Here is a 19,711-nt window from a genome sequence, read left to right as displayed (position 1 = left end):
CAGCAAATAGACATATTAAACATAGGAGTTTTTATGGCAATGCCACTATTCAACGATGGCTTGACGGTTCATACCCAAAGCCATGATTACCCAATCGTTATTACTGAGCAGTGCAATATGGCGACCAGCATTGCGCCTTATATTACTGGTCAGCAAGTATTAATCGTGACGAATGATACTGTTGCCCCTTTATATTTGCAGCCGCTTCAAAAGCAATTGGCAGAATTATTTACCGTTGCAGTTTGCATACTCCCTGATGGCGAGCAATACAAAAACCAAGACAGTATTAATCAAATTTACGACACCTTAATGGCCCAACATTTTAATCGTGATGTAACTTTAGTTGCGCTTGGTGGTGGGGTCATCGGTGATATGACTGGTTTTGCAGCCGCAAGCTTTATGCGCGGGGTGAATTTTATCCAAATTCCGACCACCTTGCTGTCACAAGTAGACTCAAGCGTTGGCGGCAAAACTGGTATCAACCATCTGCAGGGTAAAAACATGATTGGTGCTTTTTGGCAGCCGCAGATGGTACTGGCTGATATGAGCACTTTGCGAACTTTACCTGCACGTGAGTTGTCAGCAGGACTTGCGGAGGTGATTAAGTATGCTTTAATCATGGATGCAGAGTTTTTGAGCTGGCTTGAACATAACCTACCCGCCATGATGGAGCTGGATTTGGCTGTACTTGGCGAAGCTGTGAAGCGTTGCTGTGAGTATAAAGCGGCTGTTGTTGCACAAGATGAGAGAGAGGCTGGTGTGCGGGCGCTGCTCAACTTCGGTCATACTTTTGGTCATGTGATCGAAACTCATGAAGGTTATGGCAACTGGCTGCATGGTGAAGCTGTCGCTGCTGGCATGGTACAAGCCGCTGAGCTATCACAAATGATGGGGTGGCTAAGTAGCGATGACTTAGCTCGCATTAAGCGCGTACTGTTACTTGCCAACCTACCCATTAATCCGCCACCAATCGGAGTTGATACTGCTTTGAAGCTGATGGGTCACGACAAAAAAGTGAAACGCGGACAAATCCGTCTAATTTTGTTAAAATCAATAGGACAAGCAGTGCTAACAGATGATTTTGACACGCAGCTACTTACAGACGTACTGTCGCAACATAAAGATAGAGTATAGGTAGTTCAGTATTAAAGTAGGCATGTTCTTATTTAGCACATGTATCCCATATTAATGCTAATGCAATTAACTTATTCTAAACTTGTTTGCCGGCAATGGTCTTTTTGATCAGACTTTTATTAGTATGCTTAACCCTATTTTTCCAAGGAAACACCCATGGCCACATCGAGCTCAACGACTCGCCCAGAAAGCAGGTCATATCGCCGTCAAGCTTTGATTTGGCTGATGATGACTTTACTTCTTGGGGTTTTAACGGCGCTGCTTTGGATGTTTAGTCAGACTCCAGCAATTGGTGCCAAAATTGAAAACGCGCCAATATCAGCGCCAGAAGTATTAAGTACTGAGCTCAAGCAGCCTTTATCTGTTGCAGCCTTGCATGAGCTAGATAATGATGTACAGCCCATTAACTTTGAAGATACCATTCGTGATTTGCGCAACTATCCTGATGAGTTTAAAGATAAGCGTTACTTGCTAGCTAATAAAGGCAAGTGGACTGTACAGGTAATGAACGTTGCAGAAAATGAAGTGATTGCCAGCTATTTAGAAGGTCGTGATGATCGCAAAAAATTCTCGTACTTTCGTTATCGTGATGACAATAATCAACTGCGCTATATGCTGACTTACGGGATAATGAGTAGTCCACAAGAGGCGGTAGGAGCGGCGAAACTGATAGATTTTGGATTACCAGCTGACGTACGTGTATTGCCAGAAGAAATTAGCCGTTATGTCGGTATTATCGATAACTATGAGCGGCCTGGACCGATTAAAGATTTAAGCACTAGACGTTCACGATCGGTTAAATTGCAGCCAACTAAGCGCGAAGTACCAGTTCGCGAAACAGCAGAAACCTTAGCCAATAGCAATGAAGCTAGGAGTGGTAACAGTCAAGCCAGCAATGATAGCAGCAATGTCGAAAGTATTCGTCAATCAGAGGATACTTCTGCAACCTTAGCAGTTAATGAAGAGCGCACCGTGATTACTGAAGATGGCGTCACTATTCCATCATCTACAGCCAAAAAAGAAGACAACGCGCGTAAAGCTGAATCGGAGTCTAAAAACTTACCGGTTGTTCCTACGCCAAAACAACCAGGTGCGGCAAACAATGCTGAAAAGAGTAATGCTAATCCAAGTTCAAGCAACAAAAACCCTAATGCTGGCGCCGCCAAGAACGCCAACGCTGGGGCAACTAAAAACAATAACGATAGTATTAAAGAGCTAATAGAAGAAAAAACTGACTAGCTCTTTAGAGGGCTATCAGCTACCTATTACGATTTGCTATCAAGTAAGCCTGCAAGATGCGATGTCTAGCAGGCTTTTTTGTGCCTTTTCAATTAACGGCTCAATACCCAGTACAAATGAGTAAGCTATTTTTTTCTAAAAATTAAACGTTTATATTCAAAAACAACCATGGCAGGAATATAAAGTTCATAGCTGATAAATAGTATACTCAGTAGTATTTTATGAGCGTTTTAATACTATTTGTTACGTGTTCTAATACTAAAAGTTTGAAATGACTCTTAAGACCATAATTAAATGAATTAATAAAAAAGACTAGATTTTTCTATAATCATTAACTAATATGAATGTGGGCGACGCTCTGTACAGTTATCGTAAATAGCTATTTTTTGTTTGGTATTTGCTTAATGCTTTTGCTACAAGCCTTTATGATAATGCCGTTGCTTCAAGCGCAGTGACTGACCATTTGTATTAAGATTATTATAAGTGGTACAACTTCTCTTATTATCCTCCTTCCTAGGGTTGTTAAGGCGCTTGAATATAGAGCGTCTGATATTCAAACTCAATTGAACACCGTGTTATTAGGTGCTCAGCCAGCCAGTTGTCAATCGATATATGCATCATATTGATGCTTGTAATTAAAAGTTATTAATAGCTGCCAAGCAAAGAACAACGTGCTAACCCTTTAACAGTTAGCATCTTATTGACGCTCTTATCTTGCCACTATCAACGCTTAACAACTAGTTATTAGTAATCTGCTCTCAAATAAATGAGAAAGTGATGAGCATTTTCATCCCTTTCAAAGCGTTAGAACCTATTGTCGATCGCATCATTTATTTGTTCGGATGAACATTTATCATCAGCCCGTTTTGCCTACGGTATTCAGTTTATGATCTGCATTAGATATATACGCTGCCCGTTCACTTAAAAGGACTAGCCATGTCAATGATTTCCTCCCATACGCATTTGGCCACGCCAGATGACTTCTCTGATAACTGTGGTTTTGGTTTGATTGCTCACATTGAGGGACAAGCCAGCCATAATTTAGTAAAAACCGCTATTCATAGCTTAAGCTGCATGACCCATCGCGGCGGTGTTGCTGCTGACGGCAGAACTGGCGACGGTTGTGGTCTATTACTTGCCACACCAACGACATTTTTTAAAAGTATTGCTGAAGAGCAAGGGTTTGCTATCACCGGTAACTTTGCAGTAGGTATGGTATTCGTTAATGTAGATAATGACAAAGCCCAACATAGCCAGCAAGTTCTCAGTGATGAAATTACTGCGCAAGGCTTAGAAGTTGCTGGCTGGCGCGATGTTCCGCTTGATTTAAGCATTGTGGGTGAGATTGGTCGGGAGACGCTGCCAGATTTCAAGCAAGTTTTTGTCAATGCAACCGAAGATCTAGCTGCAGACGATTTTAACCGCAAATTGTTTGTCGCTCGTAAAAAAGCAGAGCAACGCTTAATCGATGATGAGCTGTTTTATGTATGTTCATTAAGTTGCCAAACTATTATTTATAAAGGTCTGGTGATGCCGTCAGATCTGCCAGCTTTCTTTTTAGATTTACAAGATGAGCGGTTAGCTTCGCATATTGTGGTATTTCATCAGCGCTTTTCAACCAATACGTTACCGCGCTGGCCGTTGGCACAGCCATTTCGCTATCTTGCTCATAATGGTGAGCTCAATACGATCACTGGTAATCGTAACTGGTCTGAAGCACGTACGCCAAAGTTAAAATCAGACAAACTGCCCAATTTGAATGAATTGACACCACTGGTCAACAGTACTGGTTCTGACTCATCAAGCTTAGACAATATGCTTGAAGTGCTCATGTCAGGGGGTATGAATCTGTTCCATGCGATGTCGATTTTGGTGCCGCCAGCTTGGCAAAATGTCGATAGCATGGATATGGACTTGCGCGCGTTTTATGAATTTTACTCGCAGCATATGGAAGCATGGGATGGACCAGCAGGTCTAGTGATTCAAGATGGACGCTATGCAGTCTGTATGCTTGATCGTAATGGTCTGCGTCCGTCACGCTGGGTGACGACTAAGAACGGCTATATCACCGTTGCATCTGAGATTGGCGTTTGGGATTATGATCCTAAAGATGTGCTGGCAAAAGGTCGTGTCGGCCCAGGTCAAATGCTGGTCATTGATACTTTGACTGGTCAGATTTTGGATACTAAGGCCATTGCCACCTTACTCAAAAAAGCTCATCCCTATCGTAAATGGTTACGTGAAGAAGCGAAACGCATTCGTGATGATGAGCGTTTAGAAGAAGAGCTAGCAGCGCAAGCATGCCGCGGTGATAAGTTAAAAGCACTGCAAAAAATGTATCACATTACTAATGAAGAGCGTACTGAAATCATTCGCCCCAATGCCGAAAATGCTCAAGAGCCAGTCGGTTCGATGGGTGACGATACGCCAATGGCGGTATTATCGCAGCAAATTCGCCATGTTGGTGACTTCTTCCGTCAGCAATTCGCACAGGTAACCAATCCACCGATTGATCCACTGCGTGAGTCTATCGTGATGTCGCTACAGACTTGTCTCGGTGCCCAAACCAATGTGTTTGCACCATCAGCGAAAGATGCGCATCGTATTATTCTATCGTCGCCAGTATTGTCAGCCAGTAAAATGCAGCAGCTTGAAACCTTGAATGACCCTGCGTTTCAAATGGTACGCATTGACTTAAACTATGAGCGCACTCTAAAGCTGTCTGATGCCATCATCGTTATCTGTGAGCAAGTGGCGAGCGCTATTCGTGCTGGTAATACTTTGATTGTATTATCTGATAAAGACATTGATGCGGATAAAGTACCTGCTAATGCCATTATGGTGACTGGTGCGGTACATCATTATCTCATTGCGCAAGGTATTCGTACTGATGCTAACTTAATTGTTGAGACCGGTCTGGCACGTGATTCGCATCAAGTGGCGGTATTGATTGGCTTTGGCGCGACCTGCATCTATCCATACTTAGCTTATGATGTTATTGATGATTTGGTCGCGACTGGTGAGCTACTGGGCGATCCGATTCAAGCGCGGGTTAATTTCCGTAAAGGCTTAGATAAGGGCCTGCTGAAAATCTTATCAAAAATGGGTATCTCTACCATTGTCTCTTATCGCGGGGCGCAGTTATTTGAAGCGGTTGGGCTCTCTGAAGAGGTCGTGAGTTTATGCTTTAAAGGCGTGCAAAGCCGTATTAAGGGAGCAACTTTTGAAGATTTGTCTGCGGACCAAGCACAGTTAGCTGCAAATGCCTTTAAGCGCCGTGCGCCACTGGATCAAGGTGGTTTGCTCAAGTTTGTCTTTAATAAAGAATATCATGCCTTTAATCCCGATGTGATCAACAGCTTGCATACCGCAGTTCGTACTGGTGATTATGACAATTATCGTCAGTATGCTGATTTGGTCAATAGTCGTCCGGTTGCGACCTTGCGTGATTTATTGCAGCTTAAAACGGATAATAGTATTGATATTAATGAAGTTGAAGATACCGCCAAGATTTTAACGCGCTTTGACTCTGCTGGTATGTCGTTAGGTGCGCTATCACCTGAGGCGCATGAATCAATCGCCATGGCGATGAATACCATTGGCGGGCGTTCAAACTCTGGTGAGGGCGGTGAAGATCCAGTACGTTATGGCACTTTGCGCAACTCCAAAATCAAACAAATTGCCTCTGGTCGTTTTGGGGTTACACCTGCGTATTTACGTTCAGCGGAAGTCATGCAGATTAAAGTTGCGCAAGGTGCGAAACCGGGCGAGGGTGGTCAGCTACCGGGTGGCAAGGTTAATGCTTTGATTGCACGTTTGCGTTATTCGGTACCGGGGGTGACTTTGATTTCACCGCCACCGCATCATGATATTTATTCTATTGAAGATTTGGCCCAGCTAATCTTTGATTTAAAACAAGTCAATCCTGATGCTTTGGTATCGGTTAAATTAGTCTCCCGTCCAGGGGTAGGGACTATCGCGACGGGTGTGGCAAAAGCCTACGCCGATTTGATTACCATCTCAGGCTATGATGGCGGTACCGCAGCTTCGCCGTTGTCATCTATCCATCATGCTGGCTCGCCATGGGAGCTAGGTCTAGCAGAGACTCATCAGTCGCTAAGAGTTAATGGTCTGCGCGATAAGGTACGTATCCAAACTGATGGTGGTCTCAAAACAGGTCTTGACGTGGTAAAAGCCGCTATCCTTGGCGCAGAAAGCTTCGGTTTTGGTACTACGCCTATGATTGCCGTTGGTTGTAAATACTTGCGTATCTGTCATCTTAATAACTGCCCAACTGGCGTTGCAACTCAAAAAGCTGAGCTACGCGATAAGCACTTCATTGGTGAAGCTGAGATGCTCATTAACTTCTTCAAATTTGTGGCGACTGAAACACGTGAGTGGTTAGCCGCACTTGGCGTACGTAGTATGGAAGAGCTGGTCGGACGTACTGACTTGCTTGAAGTGCTAGAAGGCAATACGGATAAGCAGCGTCATCTTGACTTAACGCCATTACTATTTAGTCATCCTGCCAGTAGCGGCAAAGCTCAAACCTGTCAAGTTGAGCGTAATGAGCCATTTGACAAAGGCTTACTTGCTGAGCAGATGATCAGTGATATGCTGCTCAATATCCGTAAAGGCAATGGCGGTGACTATAGCTACTATGTCGGTAACTGTGATCGCTCTATTGGCGCCCGTATCTCAGGTGAGATTGCGCAAGTATGGGGCAATCTTGGTATGAGCGACATGCCTATTAAGCTGCATCTAACGGGTACCGCGGGTCAAAGCTTAGGCGTTTGGAATGCTGGCGGCCTGCACATTGAGCTTGAAGGCGATGCTAACGACTATGTCGGTAAAGGCATGGCAGGCGGTGAGATTGTGATTTATCCACCGAAAGGTTCAAGCTTTACCGCGCATGATACTGCTATTATCGGTAATACCTGTCTCTATGGCGCAACAGGCGGTAAGCTATATGCGGCAGGTACAGCAGGCGAGCGCTTCGGTGTACGTAACTCTGGCGCCCATGCTGTCATTGAAGGCACAGGCGATCACTGCTGTGAGTATATGACAGGTGGCATTATTACAGTCCTTGGACGTACCGGCCTTAACTTTGGTGCGGGTATGACAGGCGGTTTTGCTTATGTGCTTGATATGGAAGGCGACTTCTTTGATCGCTGTAACCATGAGCTGATTGATTTGAATCGTATCTCAAGTGAGCAAACTGAGGAACATCGTATCCATTTGCATCAAGTAATTGAAGCTCATGTAGATAAAACAGGGAGCGCATGGGGTCAGACGATATTGGCTGACTTTGAGCATTATGTTCGTAAGTTTTATTTGGTTAAGCCTAAAGCGGCGAACGTTGCAACTTTGCTAAAAACTACGACGGCTGATCCACAATAATTTTGTGTATATCGTCCAGTCAAGGTTTCAAATAATTATAAGGTTGAGACCTTAAAGTTCACTGCTCGAATGTTTTAAGCAGGTAAGTGACAGTAACGATGTGCCTATTTGCCTCATTTAGGCTGCACAACATTAACTGTCACTACCTACTATAAAAGAGCCTAATATAAAAGAGAAATTCATTATGGCAAAACGCTTAGATAATAGTTTCCAGTTTTTGGACGTACCGCGGCTTGAGCCGGTTAAAAAAGACATTGCGACGCGCTCAACGGAGTTTGTCGAAATTTATAAACCGTTTGAAATTGAATCGGTTGCTCAGCAATCGCACCGTTGTCTTGAATGTGGCAACCCATACTGCGAATGGAAATGCCCGGTACACAATTATATTCCTAATTGGCTTAAGCTGGCGACCGAAGGCCAGATCTTTCAGGCGGCAGAATTGTGTCACCGTACCAATACCCTGCCTGAAGTCTGCGGCCGTGTCTGTCCACAAGACCGCTTGTGTGAAGGTGCTTGTACGCTAAATGATGGCTTTGGCGCCGTGACCATTGGTAATGTCGAAAAATATATTAACGATACCGCTTTTGCACTTGGCTGGCGTCCAGACATGTCAGATGTGGTCTGGACAGACAAAAAAGTCGCCATTATTGGTGCAGGGCCAGCAGGTCTCGGTTGTGCAGATATCTTAGTTAGAAATGGTGTGAGACCTGTGGTGTTTGATAAACGTCCTGAGATTGGCGGCTTACTGACCTTTGGTATTCCAGAGTTTAAGATGGAAAAAGACGTCATGCGCAATCGCCGTGTCATCTTTGAAGGCATGGGAATTGAATTCCGCCTTGAAACGGAAATCGGTACTGACGTTAGTATCGATGAGCTGTTAAGCGAATATGATGCGGTGTTTATGGGTATGGGTACATACACCTATATGCGTGGCGGCTTCGCTGGCGAAGAGCTGGAAGGCGTTCATGACGCACTAGATTACCTCATTGCGAACGTTAATCGCTGTAACGACTGGGAAAAAGATCCAGAAGAATACATCGATCTGAAAGGCAAAAAAGTCGTAATATTGGGCGGTGGTGATACAGCTATGGACTGTAACCGTACCAGTATCCGCCAAGGTGCAGAGAAGGTGGTCTGTGCTTATCGCCGCGATGAAGAGAATATGCCGGGCTCACGTCGTGAAGTCGTTAATGCGCGCGAGGAAGGGGTTGAGTTTTTATTTAATCGCCAACCGACCGAAATCATCGGCTTAAATGGTAAGGTCAACGCGGTAAAAGTCGTCACTACCCATTTAGGTGCACCAGATAACCGTGGTCGTCGTCGTCCTGAGCCAATTCCTAACTCTGAGGAAATTATCCCTTGTGATGCGGTTATTATGGCCTTTGGTTTCCGTCCTAGCCCTGCCGACTGGTTTGAGACCCAACAAGTCGCTATGGACAGCTCCGGCCGTGTGTTAGCAGCGGAAGAGCAGACCTTTAAGTTCCAAACTAACAATCCTAAGATATTTGCTGGCGGGGATATGGTACGTGGCTCTGATTTGGTGGTAACTGCTATTTGGGAAGGTCGTGAAGCGGCTGAGGGAATATTGGATTTCCTAGAAGTATAGTGTTTAACATATGCTATAAATTTAAAAACACTATAAACAGCTAAAAGCTAGCGCATAGGTAAGTTTTTCATATTTTGTGCTAGCATGCTTTGACCTTTAACGTCTTTTGTCTTTTAATAGATGAGAGGCGTTATTTTTTGGTAGTCAGTTAATGGCTATGTGTCTAATGGTTACGTGTTTAATGGCTTATTATTCAACGACTGCTATTGTTTTTTCTTAACATTTTTTACTATACAAAAAGAGAAATTCCGAGTGAAACCGACTTTTTGGCAACGATTTACTGCCCCGCTGATTGAGCCTTATGCGCGTTATCAACATGCCGATGTTTTGCATGCGATACGTTTGGGCACGGCTGTTGTCATTGCATTCCTATTGAACGAGCTTACCAACTTACCCCATGGGGAGTGGACGACCATTACGGTATTTGTCATCTTAGGTTTATTGCAATACCAAGGTGCAATTTATACTAAGGCTAAAGAACGAATACTGGGTACATTACTTGGGGTAGGTGTCGGACTTGGTTTTTTATGGCTGAGTCAAGATATTGGTACGTGGATGTGGATATACTATCTACTTATCGGCATCATCAGCGGTCTTATCGGTTATGTAGCGGTCAAGCAATTGGGTTATATCGGTCTATTGACCGGTATAACCATGTTGATGATTGTTTCAAGCCCTGATCAGAGCAATGTCAGCCAAGACGGTATGTACCGCGCTTTTAATATTCTACTTGGCGCTGGTGTAGCAGTAGCGGCTACCTTAGTTTTACCTCTCAAGTCTACTTTGATGTGGCGCTTTTTGCTAGCAACTAACCTTGAAACCTGTAGCAATCTCTATGCTGGGGTCGGTAATCATATTGATGCTGACGTTCTGGTTCCTAAACCGTTTAAATACACTAAAGGTACTAGCTCAGCAAGTCTTGTTTATCCTACCAGTAGCTCTGTCCCTGATACCCCAGTTAATAAGGCCTTGGTAAAAGCGCTACAAAAAATCAATAAGCGTCTATTAGCGGTTCGTCCACATATCGCTGCTACAGCAAGTGAATCGGGAATTGAAAAAGAGACCTTAGAAACCATTCAACGTACGCATCGTAATATTATCGGGACGATTGATTTACTATTAAGTGCAGCGCCGCGTTTGGCTAATATTGAGATTGATGATGAAAATCATATACTCTTAATACACTATCAACATGAATTGACCCAAGCCATGCAGCATATGGCAGCAGTACTTCGTAGCCCAAGTGATGAGGTGTTTCGGCCTATCACTCGCATCGCCGTATCAGATTATCCAAGTGTGCAAAACTTAGGGTTTGAGTGGCAAGGCTATTTTTGGTTAACTCAAACTCTACAAGTGCAATTACAACGGCTCAGTGATTTATTACAGACGACTAAACCGCAATGGTTCGCTGCCTCCGGCCTTCGTTACCAGCGCCGAGAACAACGCCGCATTGAGGATAAAGGCGGCGAGACTGATTTACATTTATAAAAAAACGCTGACCATTTAAAGCCAGCGTTTTTATTTGTGTTTAACCGTTTAGCTACTTTAGTTAGTCATTATAGATAGTTCTATAAAGCAGACCTTCTATCTTTCTATTAACGGCCAGTTTTTAGCATATCCCAATACTGCTGATAAACCTGTAGCGCATCATCACCCACATCTTCTTGGAATTCTGCTTTTGCTAGCACTTCTTTACTTGGGTAAATCGTTGGGTTGTTTCTCACTTCATCCGACATAAGCTCGCGTGCCGCCATATTTGGTGACGCATAACCAATCTCTTCACTAACGATTTTAGCGTTTTCAGGACGTAGCAAATAATCAATGAATTTATGCGCAGCGTCTACTTGCTTGGCGTTTTTTGGGATGACGAAGTTGTCCATCCATAATATCGCGCCCTCAGATGGGTATTTATAAACCAAGCTGGTCAGACCTTCATCGTTGGCCATGACGGCTTCACCATTCCATGTCATACCGAGTGCAGTTTCGCCTTCGATATAGGGCATGCGCGTCGCATCTGAATTAAAGGTTTTGACGTTAGGCATTAAGGTGGTGAGCTTATCATAAGCAGCTTTAATCTCATCAGGATTGCGACTGTTGCCTGAGTAGCCAAGTGTCAGTAACGCCATGCCAAATACTTCACGCACATCGTTGGTCAGCATCACCTGACCTTTATAGTTAGGACTCCATAGATCATTCCAGCTATTGACGGTCGCAGGGTCAACAGTATCACCATTAATAGCAAGACCAGTGCTGCCCCACATATAAGGGATAGAGTATTTGTTCTCAGGATCGACCTTAGTGTTGGTAAATGAAGTATCAAGATTCTTAAAATTGCTCAGTTTTGATTTATCTAGCTCTTGCAATAATCCCTCTTTAGCCATTTTTTCAACATAATAGGTTGATGGAATAGCAAGATCATATTGGCTAGAGTCGTCAAGCAGTTTAAGCTTGGCATACATCGCTTCATTAGAATCAAAGGTCGTGTAGTTGACCGAGATTCCTGTCTCTTCCTCAAAGCCATCAAGAATCTCTTGCGGCATATACTCTGACCAGTTATACAAATTAAGGGTTTCGTTACTGGTAGCCGTACCATCAGTCGCAGCATTGTCAGAGTTGCTACAGCTAGTAAGTACCAAGCCGACAGCTGCGGCCAACAATGCTTTGGGTATGACACGACCGGCTCGACTGCCAGCGCGAGTAGGAACTTTTGAGGATAGGCGTGACGATGATAAATGAGACAAGATAGCTCTCCTAAGTAGACAAAAAAGTAAAAACCGATGCATGTTAGATAATTGACCGCTATTTATTAGCAGTAATTATATCGTTATGGTCATTCGAAGCCATAATTTAAAGGGTAGCAGCTCGAATCTGCTAGGCTTTGATTAGAAAATCGTAGATTTTGCTAAGCGCTATGATAATTAATAATCATGATATGATTGGCACCTTTGGAATGTTTAATATTTTCTAAAATTTAAATAAAAATCTCTATAAAACTATATGTTTCGATAAAACTATATAAAGGATAAATACTATGAACCAGACCAATACGGTTATTCCTACACTGCTCACTAACAAAGTCGCAATCGTCACTGGTGCCAGTCGTGGCCTTGGTGCACAGATATCTCAGCAAATGGCAGCAGCAGGCGCGCTCGTTTGCGTCAATTATCTTAATAGTAAAGAAGCTGCCGAAAAAGTAGTTGCAGATATCTTAGAGACCGGGGGACAAGCATTTACTTATCAAGCTGATGTCACTGAACTTGAGCAAGTAAAAGCGATGGCGGATGAGGTCATTGCTCGTTATGGTCGCATTGATGTATTGGTCAATAATGCCTTGCCAAGTTACCAGTTTAATCCCAGTGCTGATTACACCAGTATTGAAACTGTCAAATGGGCGCATTTTTCTCAGCAAATAGATGGCATCGTCAAGGGCGCAGTTAATACAGTGCAAGCGGTATTACCACAAATGAAAGCGCAGCAGATGGGCAAGATTATCAATATCTCAACCAACCTCGTTTACAATCCGGTAGTCACTTATTACGACTATACGACTGCTAAATCGGCCTTGATTGGGCTGACGCGTAACTTGGCTGCGGAGCTAGGACAGTATGGTATTCGAGTTAATCTGCTGGCAGGTGGACTGCTAAAAACTACTGACGCGAGCAGCTTAACGACTGAAGAGGTATTTGATTATATCGCTACTACCACACCGTTGCGTCAAGCGACCTCAGTGGCTGACTTTGCCAATTCAGTGCTGCTAATGGCGTCTGATTTGAGTGCGGCTATCACAGGACAATCGATCGCTGTTGATGGTGGCTTGACAATGCCTTGATGACGCTTCGACAGTGCCTTGACGTTTTAATACAGCGCCTTGTTACTGTAAAGACTATAAAAATTAGAAGATTAACTAGTGAATAAGTAATTCGATCGAATTTAGAAGAGAAAAGAGATGAATAACCGCAAACGTGCTGGGATTATTACTGCTGTACTTGGGTTAGTGGCATTTATGGCCATGTTCAATGCTGGCTCACCAACTCCTATGGTGAATTGGCCAGTGGAGACTTATATGGGTTTGGCATTTACGATTGGCTGGTTGAGTAGTGTGCCCAATTGGTTGGCTTACGTGTTGGCAGCGGTGGTACTTATTCTTATGATCGTAGGATTCTATAAAATTGGTAGCTGGGTTTATGGTTTGGTAGCAGGTAAGCGTTAAATGCCTTTTTGCAGCTATATTCTACGAGCTAAGCGCTTATTTACGTCTGTTATTTGAAATTCAGCAATTATTCGCAAAACAAAAACCCTTGTCAGCTACTGACAAGGGTTCTTGTTGGCTATAAAGAAAAGAATTTTTAACGGTTTCGCTTAACTCTATTCTAATTATGACGCTATCTTAAATTGCTCAAGTACCTTTTGAATACCATACTCTTCAATAGTCCCAGTGACAAAGTCTGCACGCGCTATAAGGGCAGGTTGAGAGTCGCCCATGGCTACCGCGTAACCAACCAAATCAAACATCTCCAAGTCATTCATACCATCGCCAAACGCCATGCATTCGCTCACATCCATAGCATAATGCTCGCATAAATCTCTAATACCTCGTGCTTTGGAGGCTTCTACTGGCAGGATATCGGCACCAATCTGATGCCAATGCACCAGTTTTAACTCGTACTGGGCAAAGTTGACGTCTTGCATTTTATCTTCTTGATTGTTAAAGAATACCGAGCACTGATAGACAGGGTTTAATTTGTAATAGTCCGGATCAACGATAGAGTTTGGCGTTCTGGCATTATATTCACGCAGACGCTCGTTTTCGTTTGACCATGCGATATGCGTCGCAGAGTCAAATTTATGAATGATTTCACTCGTTTGGCATAGCTGGACGATTTTGTCATTTTGCTCAGCAGATAAAGGGTAATGACTGATAAGACCGTCTTTATTAAAGCTATATTGTCCATTCATACAGATAATGGCGTCCAATATATTGTCGTCCAATAACGCCAAAATATCATCTGGAATAATGGCTTTAGAACGTCCTGTCGCAATCACTAGCTTGATGTCAGTCTTAGCAAGTTGCTCGAGGGTCGCCTTATTATGTTCAGCAATAATACCGTTACGGCTTAGCGTATCATCGATGTCAAAAAATATGATTTTAGGGGCGGCTACTCTGTTATGCATATTAGCATTCACAGCTTTATCTACAATAAACATGATTATCCTTTATGTTTTAAACACTACTATGAATGGTGACCAAATATCGCTCGACACTGCTTCCGTGATGGTGTTTGTCATTATGGGTTTAATTCTACAGTGGAAGTAGTATAGCAGTACGTGGCTTCTGACTGAATTATGTAACACATTGATTAGATTGTTATTTATAGTGGCTATATATGCATATTCAAGACCTGCATACTCAAGTGCGCAGTTGATTTTTAAATTTTAGACTATATTTATATTCTACATATTTATTTGACTGATTTTAGTATTTCTAATTAATTTGTTTTTAGATTTCACTTTTTTCTATAAATAGCCTTCCTGATAATAAGAAAGCTAATTAAGCAAACGTAACTGGTAAAGGCAATTAACAAGGGCAAGGCAATGGATAACTCACCTCAAAGCATTACTATTAAGAATGTTGCTGTCAAAGATGGTGCTATCAAAACCGTTGCAGATGAGGATTTGTTTACTCTGTCACCGCGTCATCCCGATAGTCGGCTTGAGATGGACTGGTTGTTCTTATTTAACAAGCTACCACCAGATCAATGGTTTAGCACAGATTATGCTTACAAAACATCGGGCTGGCTAAAAGTACATACTAACATACGCAAGCGTCAGCGTATCTTGACACAGATTAGTAAAGGTTATCAATCTGGAGAGTACGACTGGTCAGAGTATCGCTCGCAGATACTGAAACGTATCAATATGCATGTGCTCAAACTGCATCAACATCATGGGGTAGAGGATGAGGGGTTTTTCCCTGAGTTTATTAGGATATATCCGCAGCTACAGGCAGGGTTTGAGATATTGGGTCGCGACCATGTGCGCTTGGATGCGCTACTCGATAAGCTACAAGTGCAAAACGATACGCTGGCGAGAAGTGAGGTTGAGGATAAAGCGCTGGCGGAGCAATTGCATCAGACTTTGGTGGATGCGACCGATTTACTTTCGCAGCATTTGACCGACGAGGAAGACTTGGTGATTCCTATTTTGGGGTTAAGGCAGGGTTAGGGACGCACTCTGCTTTACTCTTAGTTTTTTTAAACCAATACTTATATATCAAGTATTAATCCTAATAAGACTTCTATCACTGTTAAAATTAACATCCTTTGGGTCAATGGCTAAAATCTTTTGCTCAATTTCGTGTTCTGAAAGATGGTTTAATACTGCATGGTTGAGAACTTGAGATTTTAATTGCTCAATAATATCAGATAAGTTAACCCAATCTTCACTAACCCATCCTACGCGTTGCTTATAGATCTAAATTTATTTGTTGAGAACCTTTTATATGATCTAATACTTCTAAGATTTTATAAGATGTCTTGAGTTTAGCATTCTCCATATACTGCTCTTTCTCAAGCCTTACCTGAAGTATGTCACCTTCCGAAAAAGAAACATCTCTTTTATATACCTTATCAACAAATAAGGGATCTATTATATTAGCTTTTATAGTTTCGTCACCTCTAGTAAAAGACCATTTATTGTTCAAATCAAATGTTATAGCCTTTATCTGTAAAAAAGTAGTTTCTTCATTTAGTAATAAAGACTCGGTAAGACGAGGAGGTAAGAATCTTCCTATTTCTTCTTGATCTATGTGAACTATAGATAGAGAATCTTTAATTATATCAAATGTTTTGATTCCTTCTTTCTCGAGAGGTCTAACTGTTTTATATAAGCTTTCTCTTACTTCAAAATTGTTGTAAATGTTGTAAATATGTTGATTAACGATAACAGTTTCACTTTTAAAATGTAATTGTACTTTATCGTCATCAATTCTCGTAATTTTCTCAGGTTTTTCATTTCCAAACTTTTTAACTAGAGAATAGAGCATGCATAAACTACCAATACCACCACTTATGATTGTCGTCAGGTTAGCACCAGCCGCACCATATTTTCCTGATAAAAAGTCAACGACTTGTGTAGATAAATTCGATACAGCTTGCATTACTAGTTCGACTTCAATCGAACCTTCTCTTGCATTGCCTTTAATTTTTAGACTAGTCTTATATTCTCCCTGTGTACTAGATTTAACTAACTCTTCAAGAATTTTTTGCATTCCCAATAAAGCTGGAGCTAATAAAGCTACGTCCATCTCATGATCACGAATGGCTTCACCATCGTATTTGACTGTGAAATTTACACTAGGCATATCATCATCACTCGTCACTATTACGACTCCAATTAATATGATTTTAAATCTGATATATATGATTATATACAAATATCGATTAATATTCCTTAATCTAATAAAGCATTAAATAAATTTAAATTAATTAACAATTGAATGGTTCTATTATTCAAACTAACCAACCTCAACACTCGTCACATTCTGAAAGCCTCTTGGTAGCTGTCCACCACGATTACCACGACTGCCGGTATAATTGGCTAAATCATTAGGTTTTAGCGTTACGTGGCGTTTACCAGCAGTAATAATTAAGCTGTCTTGCTGACTGAGTGGCGTGATGGCAAGCACCTCTTCAACGTCTTTTAATTTAATCAACTTATTACCTTTACCACGTGCCTGTTCAGGCAAGTCATCAAGAGCAAATATCAATAGGTATCCCGCATTGGTCACAACGGCAACATGGTCAGGCGTGGTGCTTACGGTGCTATTTTCCCCTTCGGCATTTTCGTTATTAGCATTGGCAGTCATAGCCGCTGGCGCATCGATACGCGCAACAGGGAGTAAACGACTACCAGTCGCTAGGTTGATGACGTTTTTCCCCGCTTTTTGATTGCTATCGAGATTGCCAATGGTATTGATAAAACCATAACCTGCTGAGCTGGCTAGGATGATACGCTGATCATCCGCACCCGTTAATAGCTGCTCAAAGCTAGCACCTGCGGGCGGTTTGAGTACGCTGGTCAGCGGATCGCCTTGACCACGGGCGGATGCGAGGCTATGCGCATCGATACTATAACTGCGTCCAGTGCTATCGAGCACGTAGATTCTCTCATTGGATTTGCCGCGCACGTGGGCTTGATAGCTATCGCCTGAGCGATAGGTCATGCCAGCAGCATCGACGTCATGTCCTTTAGCGGCGCGAATCCAGCCTGCTTTCGATAGGATAGCAGTGACAGGCTCGCTTGGTACGAGGTCAGACTCTTTGAGTGCTTGCGCTTCTTCGCGTTCTGCCAATTGTGCCACGCGCTCGTTACCGTGTTCTTTCATATCGGCGGTAAGCTCATCAATCATCAGATTGGTCAGGCTGTCTGGATTGTCCAAGTACTCTTGAATGATGGCGCGTTCGGCAGCCAGCTCATCTTGCTCACGGCGCAGCTCAATCTCTTCTAGTTTAGCGAGCTGACGCAGACGAATGTCCAAGATAGCATTAGCTTGGATTTCAGTCAGATCATAGCCTTGCATCAATGATAATTTTGGATCGTCTTCTTCACGAATGATACGAATGACTTCATCGATATTCAGATAGGCAATCAGCAAACCTGCGAGAATATGCAAGCGCTTATCGATTTTATCGAGGCGATATTGCAAACGACGGGTGACCACTGAGCGGCGACAGACGAGCCATTCTTCAAGGATTTCTTTTAGGTTTTTGACCTGCGGTTTACCATTTAGACCAATCATGTTCATATTGACGCGGTAATTGCTTTCAAGATCAGTACTGGCAAACAGATGGCTCATTACTCGCTGCACGTCGACGCGGGTAGATTTTAGCTCTAAGACGATACGGCAAGCGTTTTCATGATCTGACTCATCATGAATATCAGTAATCCACGGCAACTTTTTGTCCGTCATCAGCTTGGCGATCTGCTCTTGAATTTTATTACCGGATACTTGATAAGGAAGAGCATCGATGATGACGAGATTTTTCTCTTTTGGGTCGACATGAAAGGTCGCGCGCATTTTATAGCTGCCGCGACCAGTCTCATACATCGCCTGCAAATCTTTTTTACTGGTGATGATTTCAGCAGGGGTTGGCAAATCAGGCGCTGGTATCGATTGGGTGAGCTGCTTAACTGATAGCTCAGGATTTTTTAGCAAACGAATAGCCGCGCGTACCACTTCATTGAGGTTATGCGGCGGGATATCGGTTGCCATACCAACGGCAATACCGGTCGTACCATTCAATAAAATATTGGGCAGGCGAGCAGGTAGGGTGGTTGGCTCTTGCATGGTGCCATCGAAGTTATCTTGCCAATCGACCGTGCCTTGGCCTAACTCTGCAAGCAAGGTATTGGCATAAGCAGACATTTTGGCTTCGGTATAACGCATCGCGGCAAAGGACTTGGGATCATCAGGGCTACCCCAGTTACCTTGACCAGTGATGAGCGGATAACGATAACTAAACGGCTGTGCCATCAGTACCATCGCTTCATAACAAGCACTGTCGCCATGCGGATGATATTTACCCAAGACATCACCGACCGTACGCGCAGATTTTTTCGCCTTCGCAGTCGATTTTAGTCCCAGCTCACTCATGGCATAGACGATACGGCGCTGGACGGGTTTTAGGCCGTCAGCGATATTGGGTAGCGCCCGATCCATAATCACGTACATGGCGTAATTGAGATAGGCTTGTTCGGTGAACTCCGCGACTGAGCGGGTATCCATCGGTTCACTTGGAATAATGGGTGTAATCGTATTATCAATAACATCGGACATAGAATAGGTTTCGCTTCTGTGTTTTTAATTAGTATGGTTTATATAGTGATATATATTACGTGCCGCGCCACATTTAAAGTGCGGGATTCACTTAAAAATAAGATAGCGCTATCGTAAAGGATATTGCGTCAATTAAAAAGGTGTAAGCTAGAATAGACGACAGGTCGTGACGTGACGATATTTACCAAAATGCCAGCAAATACTATATATGATTCTGCCATTAATGCACCAATGACAAGACCGTGTAAAACAGACCACTTAAACACAAATTTGAAGACTGCGTATCATCAGCGCTGATAATACTTATTGATAAATATAAAAAGGCGTGATTTTACACAGAAATAAACAAGCAACAATAGAGGTTAATAAATACCTGTCTAATGCTAGGGAATGATATGAAAAACGCTTATGTTTATCACCTATATATTTGATTTTAAATTAAATAATAGACGTCAAGAAACTTTGAGAACTCGAGTGCCAATCTTTTGTATTGAGTA

At 42.8% G+C, this 19,711-nt stretch carries 12 protein-coding genes; 8 read left to right on the top strand and 4 right to left on the bottom strand.

All coding sequences use genetic code 11. The annotated features are described in order from the left end of the window. Nucleotides 1-33 precede the first annotated feature (33 nt). The 5 genes from aroB (at nt 34) to AK825_RS12365 (ending at nt 10,867) form a co-directional block, all read left to right on the top strand. A complete protein-coding gene (aroB, locus tag AK825_RS12385; RefSeq protein ID WP_068037935.1) occupies nt 34-1,134 on the top strand; it encodes a 3-dehydroquinate synthase in 1,101 nt (366 codons plus the stop codon). 156 nt (nt 1,135-1,290) lie between these two features. Further along, entirely contained in the window at nt 1,291-2,373 is a 1,083-nt protein-coding gene (locus tag AK825_RS12380) for a hypothetical protein (protein ID WP_068037933.1), read from the top strand. A 936-nt stretch (nt 2,374-3,309) separates the two neighbouring features. Next, nucleotides 3,310-7,773: a glutamate synthase large subunit gene (gltB, locus tag AK825_RS12375; RefSeq protein ID WP_068037931.1), complete on the top strand. Its 4,464-nt coding sequence runs from the start codon at nt 3,310-3,312 to the stop codon at nt 7,771-7,773. A gap of 184 nt (nt 7,774-7,957) precedes the next feature. Continuing rightward, on the top strand, nt 7,958-9,379 hold the full coding sequence (locus tag AK825_RS12370) for an FAD-dependent oxidoreductase (RefSeq protein WP_068037928.1): 1,422 nt from the start codon (nt 7,958-7,960) through the stop codon (nt 9,377-9,379). A gap of 252 nt (nt 9,380-9,631) precedes the next feature. Next, on the top strand, nt 9,632-10,867 hold the full coding sequence (locus AK825_RS12365; protein ID WP_068037926.1) for an FUSC family protein: 1,236 nt from the start codon (nt 9,632-9,634) through the stop codon (nt 10,865-10,867). A 107-nt stretch (nt 10,868-10,974) separates the two neighbouring features. On the opposite strand, the gene AK825_RS12360 is transcribed toward AK825_RS12365, so the two are convergent. After that, nucleotides 10,975-12,120 (bottom strand): extracellular solute-binding protein, encoded by a 1,146-nt coding sequence (locus AK825_RS12360; RefSeq protein ID WP_082787253.1) that lies wholly within the window; start codon nt 12,118-12,120, stop codon nt 10,975-10,977. Between the two features lie 290 nt (nt 12,121-12,410). Here AK825_RS12360 and AK825_RS12355 point away from each other — a divergent pair, with 290 nt between their 5' ends. Then, on the top strand, nt 12,411-13,208 hold the full coding sequence (locus AK825_RS12355; protein ID WP_068037923.1) for a 3-oxoacyl-ACP reductase: 798 nt from the start codon (nt 12,411-12,413) through the stop codon (nt 13,206-13,208). Nucleotides 13,209-13,325: 117 nt separating this feature from the next. Then, nucleotides 13,326-13,589, top strand: coding sequence for a hypothetical protein (locus tag AK825_RS12350; RefSeq protein ID WP_068037918.1), 264 nt, complete (start codon nt 13,326-13,328; stop codon nt 13,587-13,589). A 164-nt stretch (nt 13,590-13,753) separates the two neighbouring features. Here the strand turns inward: AK825_RS12350 and AK825_RS12345 are convergent, their stop codons facing one another. Beyond that, nucleotides 13,754-14,584 (bottom strand): Cof-type HAD-IIB family hydrolase, encoded by an 831-nt coding sequence (locus AK825_RS12345; protein WP_227514074.1) that lies wholly within the window; start codon nt 14,582-14,584, stop codon nt 13,754-13,756. A 387-nt stretch (nt 14,585-14,971) separates the two neighbouring features. On the opposite strand from AK825_RS12345, the gene AK825_RS12340 reads away from it, so the two are divergent. Continuing rightward, nucleotides 14,972-15,601 (top strand): hemerythrin domain-containing protein, encoded by a 630-nt coding sequence (locus AK825_RS12340; protein WP_082787252.1) that lies wholly within the window; start codon nt 14,972-14,974, stop codon nt 15,599-15,601. 241 nt (nt 15,602-15,842) lie between these two features. Here the strand turns inward: AK825_RS12340 and AK825_RS12335 are convergent, their stop codons facing one another. Beyond that, on the bottom strand, nt 15,843-16,757 hold the full coding sequence (locus AK825_RS12335; RefSeq protein WP_149038764.1) for a hypothetical protein: 915 nt from the start codon (nt 16,755-16,757) through the stop codon (nt 15,843-15,845). A gap of 135 nt (nt 16,758-16,892) precedes the next feature. Then, complete coding sequence (gene parC / locus AK825_RS12330; protein ID WP_068037912.1) at nt 16,893-19,214, bottom strand: DNA topoisomerase IV subunit A; 2,322 nt, start codon at nt 19,212-19,214, stop codon at nt 16,893-16,895. Nucleotides 19,215-19,711 lie beyond the last annotated feature (497 nt).

Source organism: Psychrobacter sp. P11G5, assembly GCF_001593305.1.
Classification (GTDB): domain Bacteria; phylum Pseudomonadota; class Gammaproteobacteria; order Pseudomonadales; family Moraxellaceae; genus Psychrobacter.
This window is presented reverse-complemented; position numbering and strand designations above follow the sequence as displayed.

Bases quoted from the DNA above. Each gene is read 5' to 3' on its own strand.
- AK825_RS12345 (WP_227514074.1), bottom strand. From the start codon at position 14,584: ATGTTTATTGTAGATAAAGCTGTGAATGCTAATATGCATAACAGAGTA.
- AK825_RS12340 (WP_082787252.1), top strand. From the start codon at position 14,972: ATGGATAACTCACCTCAAAGCATTACTATTAAGAATGTTGCTGTCAAA.
- AK825_RS12380 (WP_068037933.1), top strand. From the start codon at position 1,291: ATGGCCACATCGAGCTCAACGACTCGCCCAGAAAGCAGGTCATATCGC.
- AK825_RS12350 (WP_068037918.1), top strand. From the start codon at position 13,326: ATGAATAACCGCAAACGTGCTGGGATTATTACTGCTGTACTTGGGTTA.
- aroB (WP_068037935.1), top strand. From the start codon at position 34: ATGGCAATGCCACTATTCAACGATGGCTTGACGGTTCATACCCAAAGC.
- AK825_RS12370 (WP_068037928.1), top strand. From the start codon at position 7,958: ATGGCAAAACGCTTAGATAATAGTTTCCAGTTTTTGGACGTACCGCGG.
- AK825_RS12355 (WP_068037923.1), top strand. From the start codon at position 12,411: ATGAACCAGACCAATACGGTTATTCCTACACTGCTCACTAACAAAGTC.
- parC (WP_068037912.1), bottom strand. From the start codon at position 19,214: ATGTCCGATGTTATTGATAATACGATTACACCCATTATTCCAAGTGAA.
- gltB (WP_068037931.1), top strand. From the start codon at position 3,310: ATGTCAATGATTTCCTCCCATACGCATTTGGCCACGCCAGATGACTTC.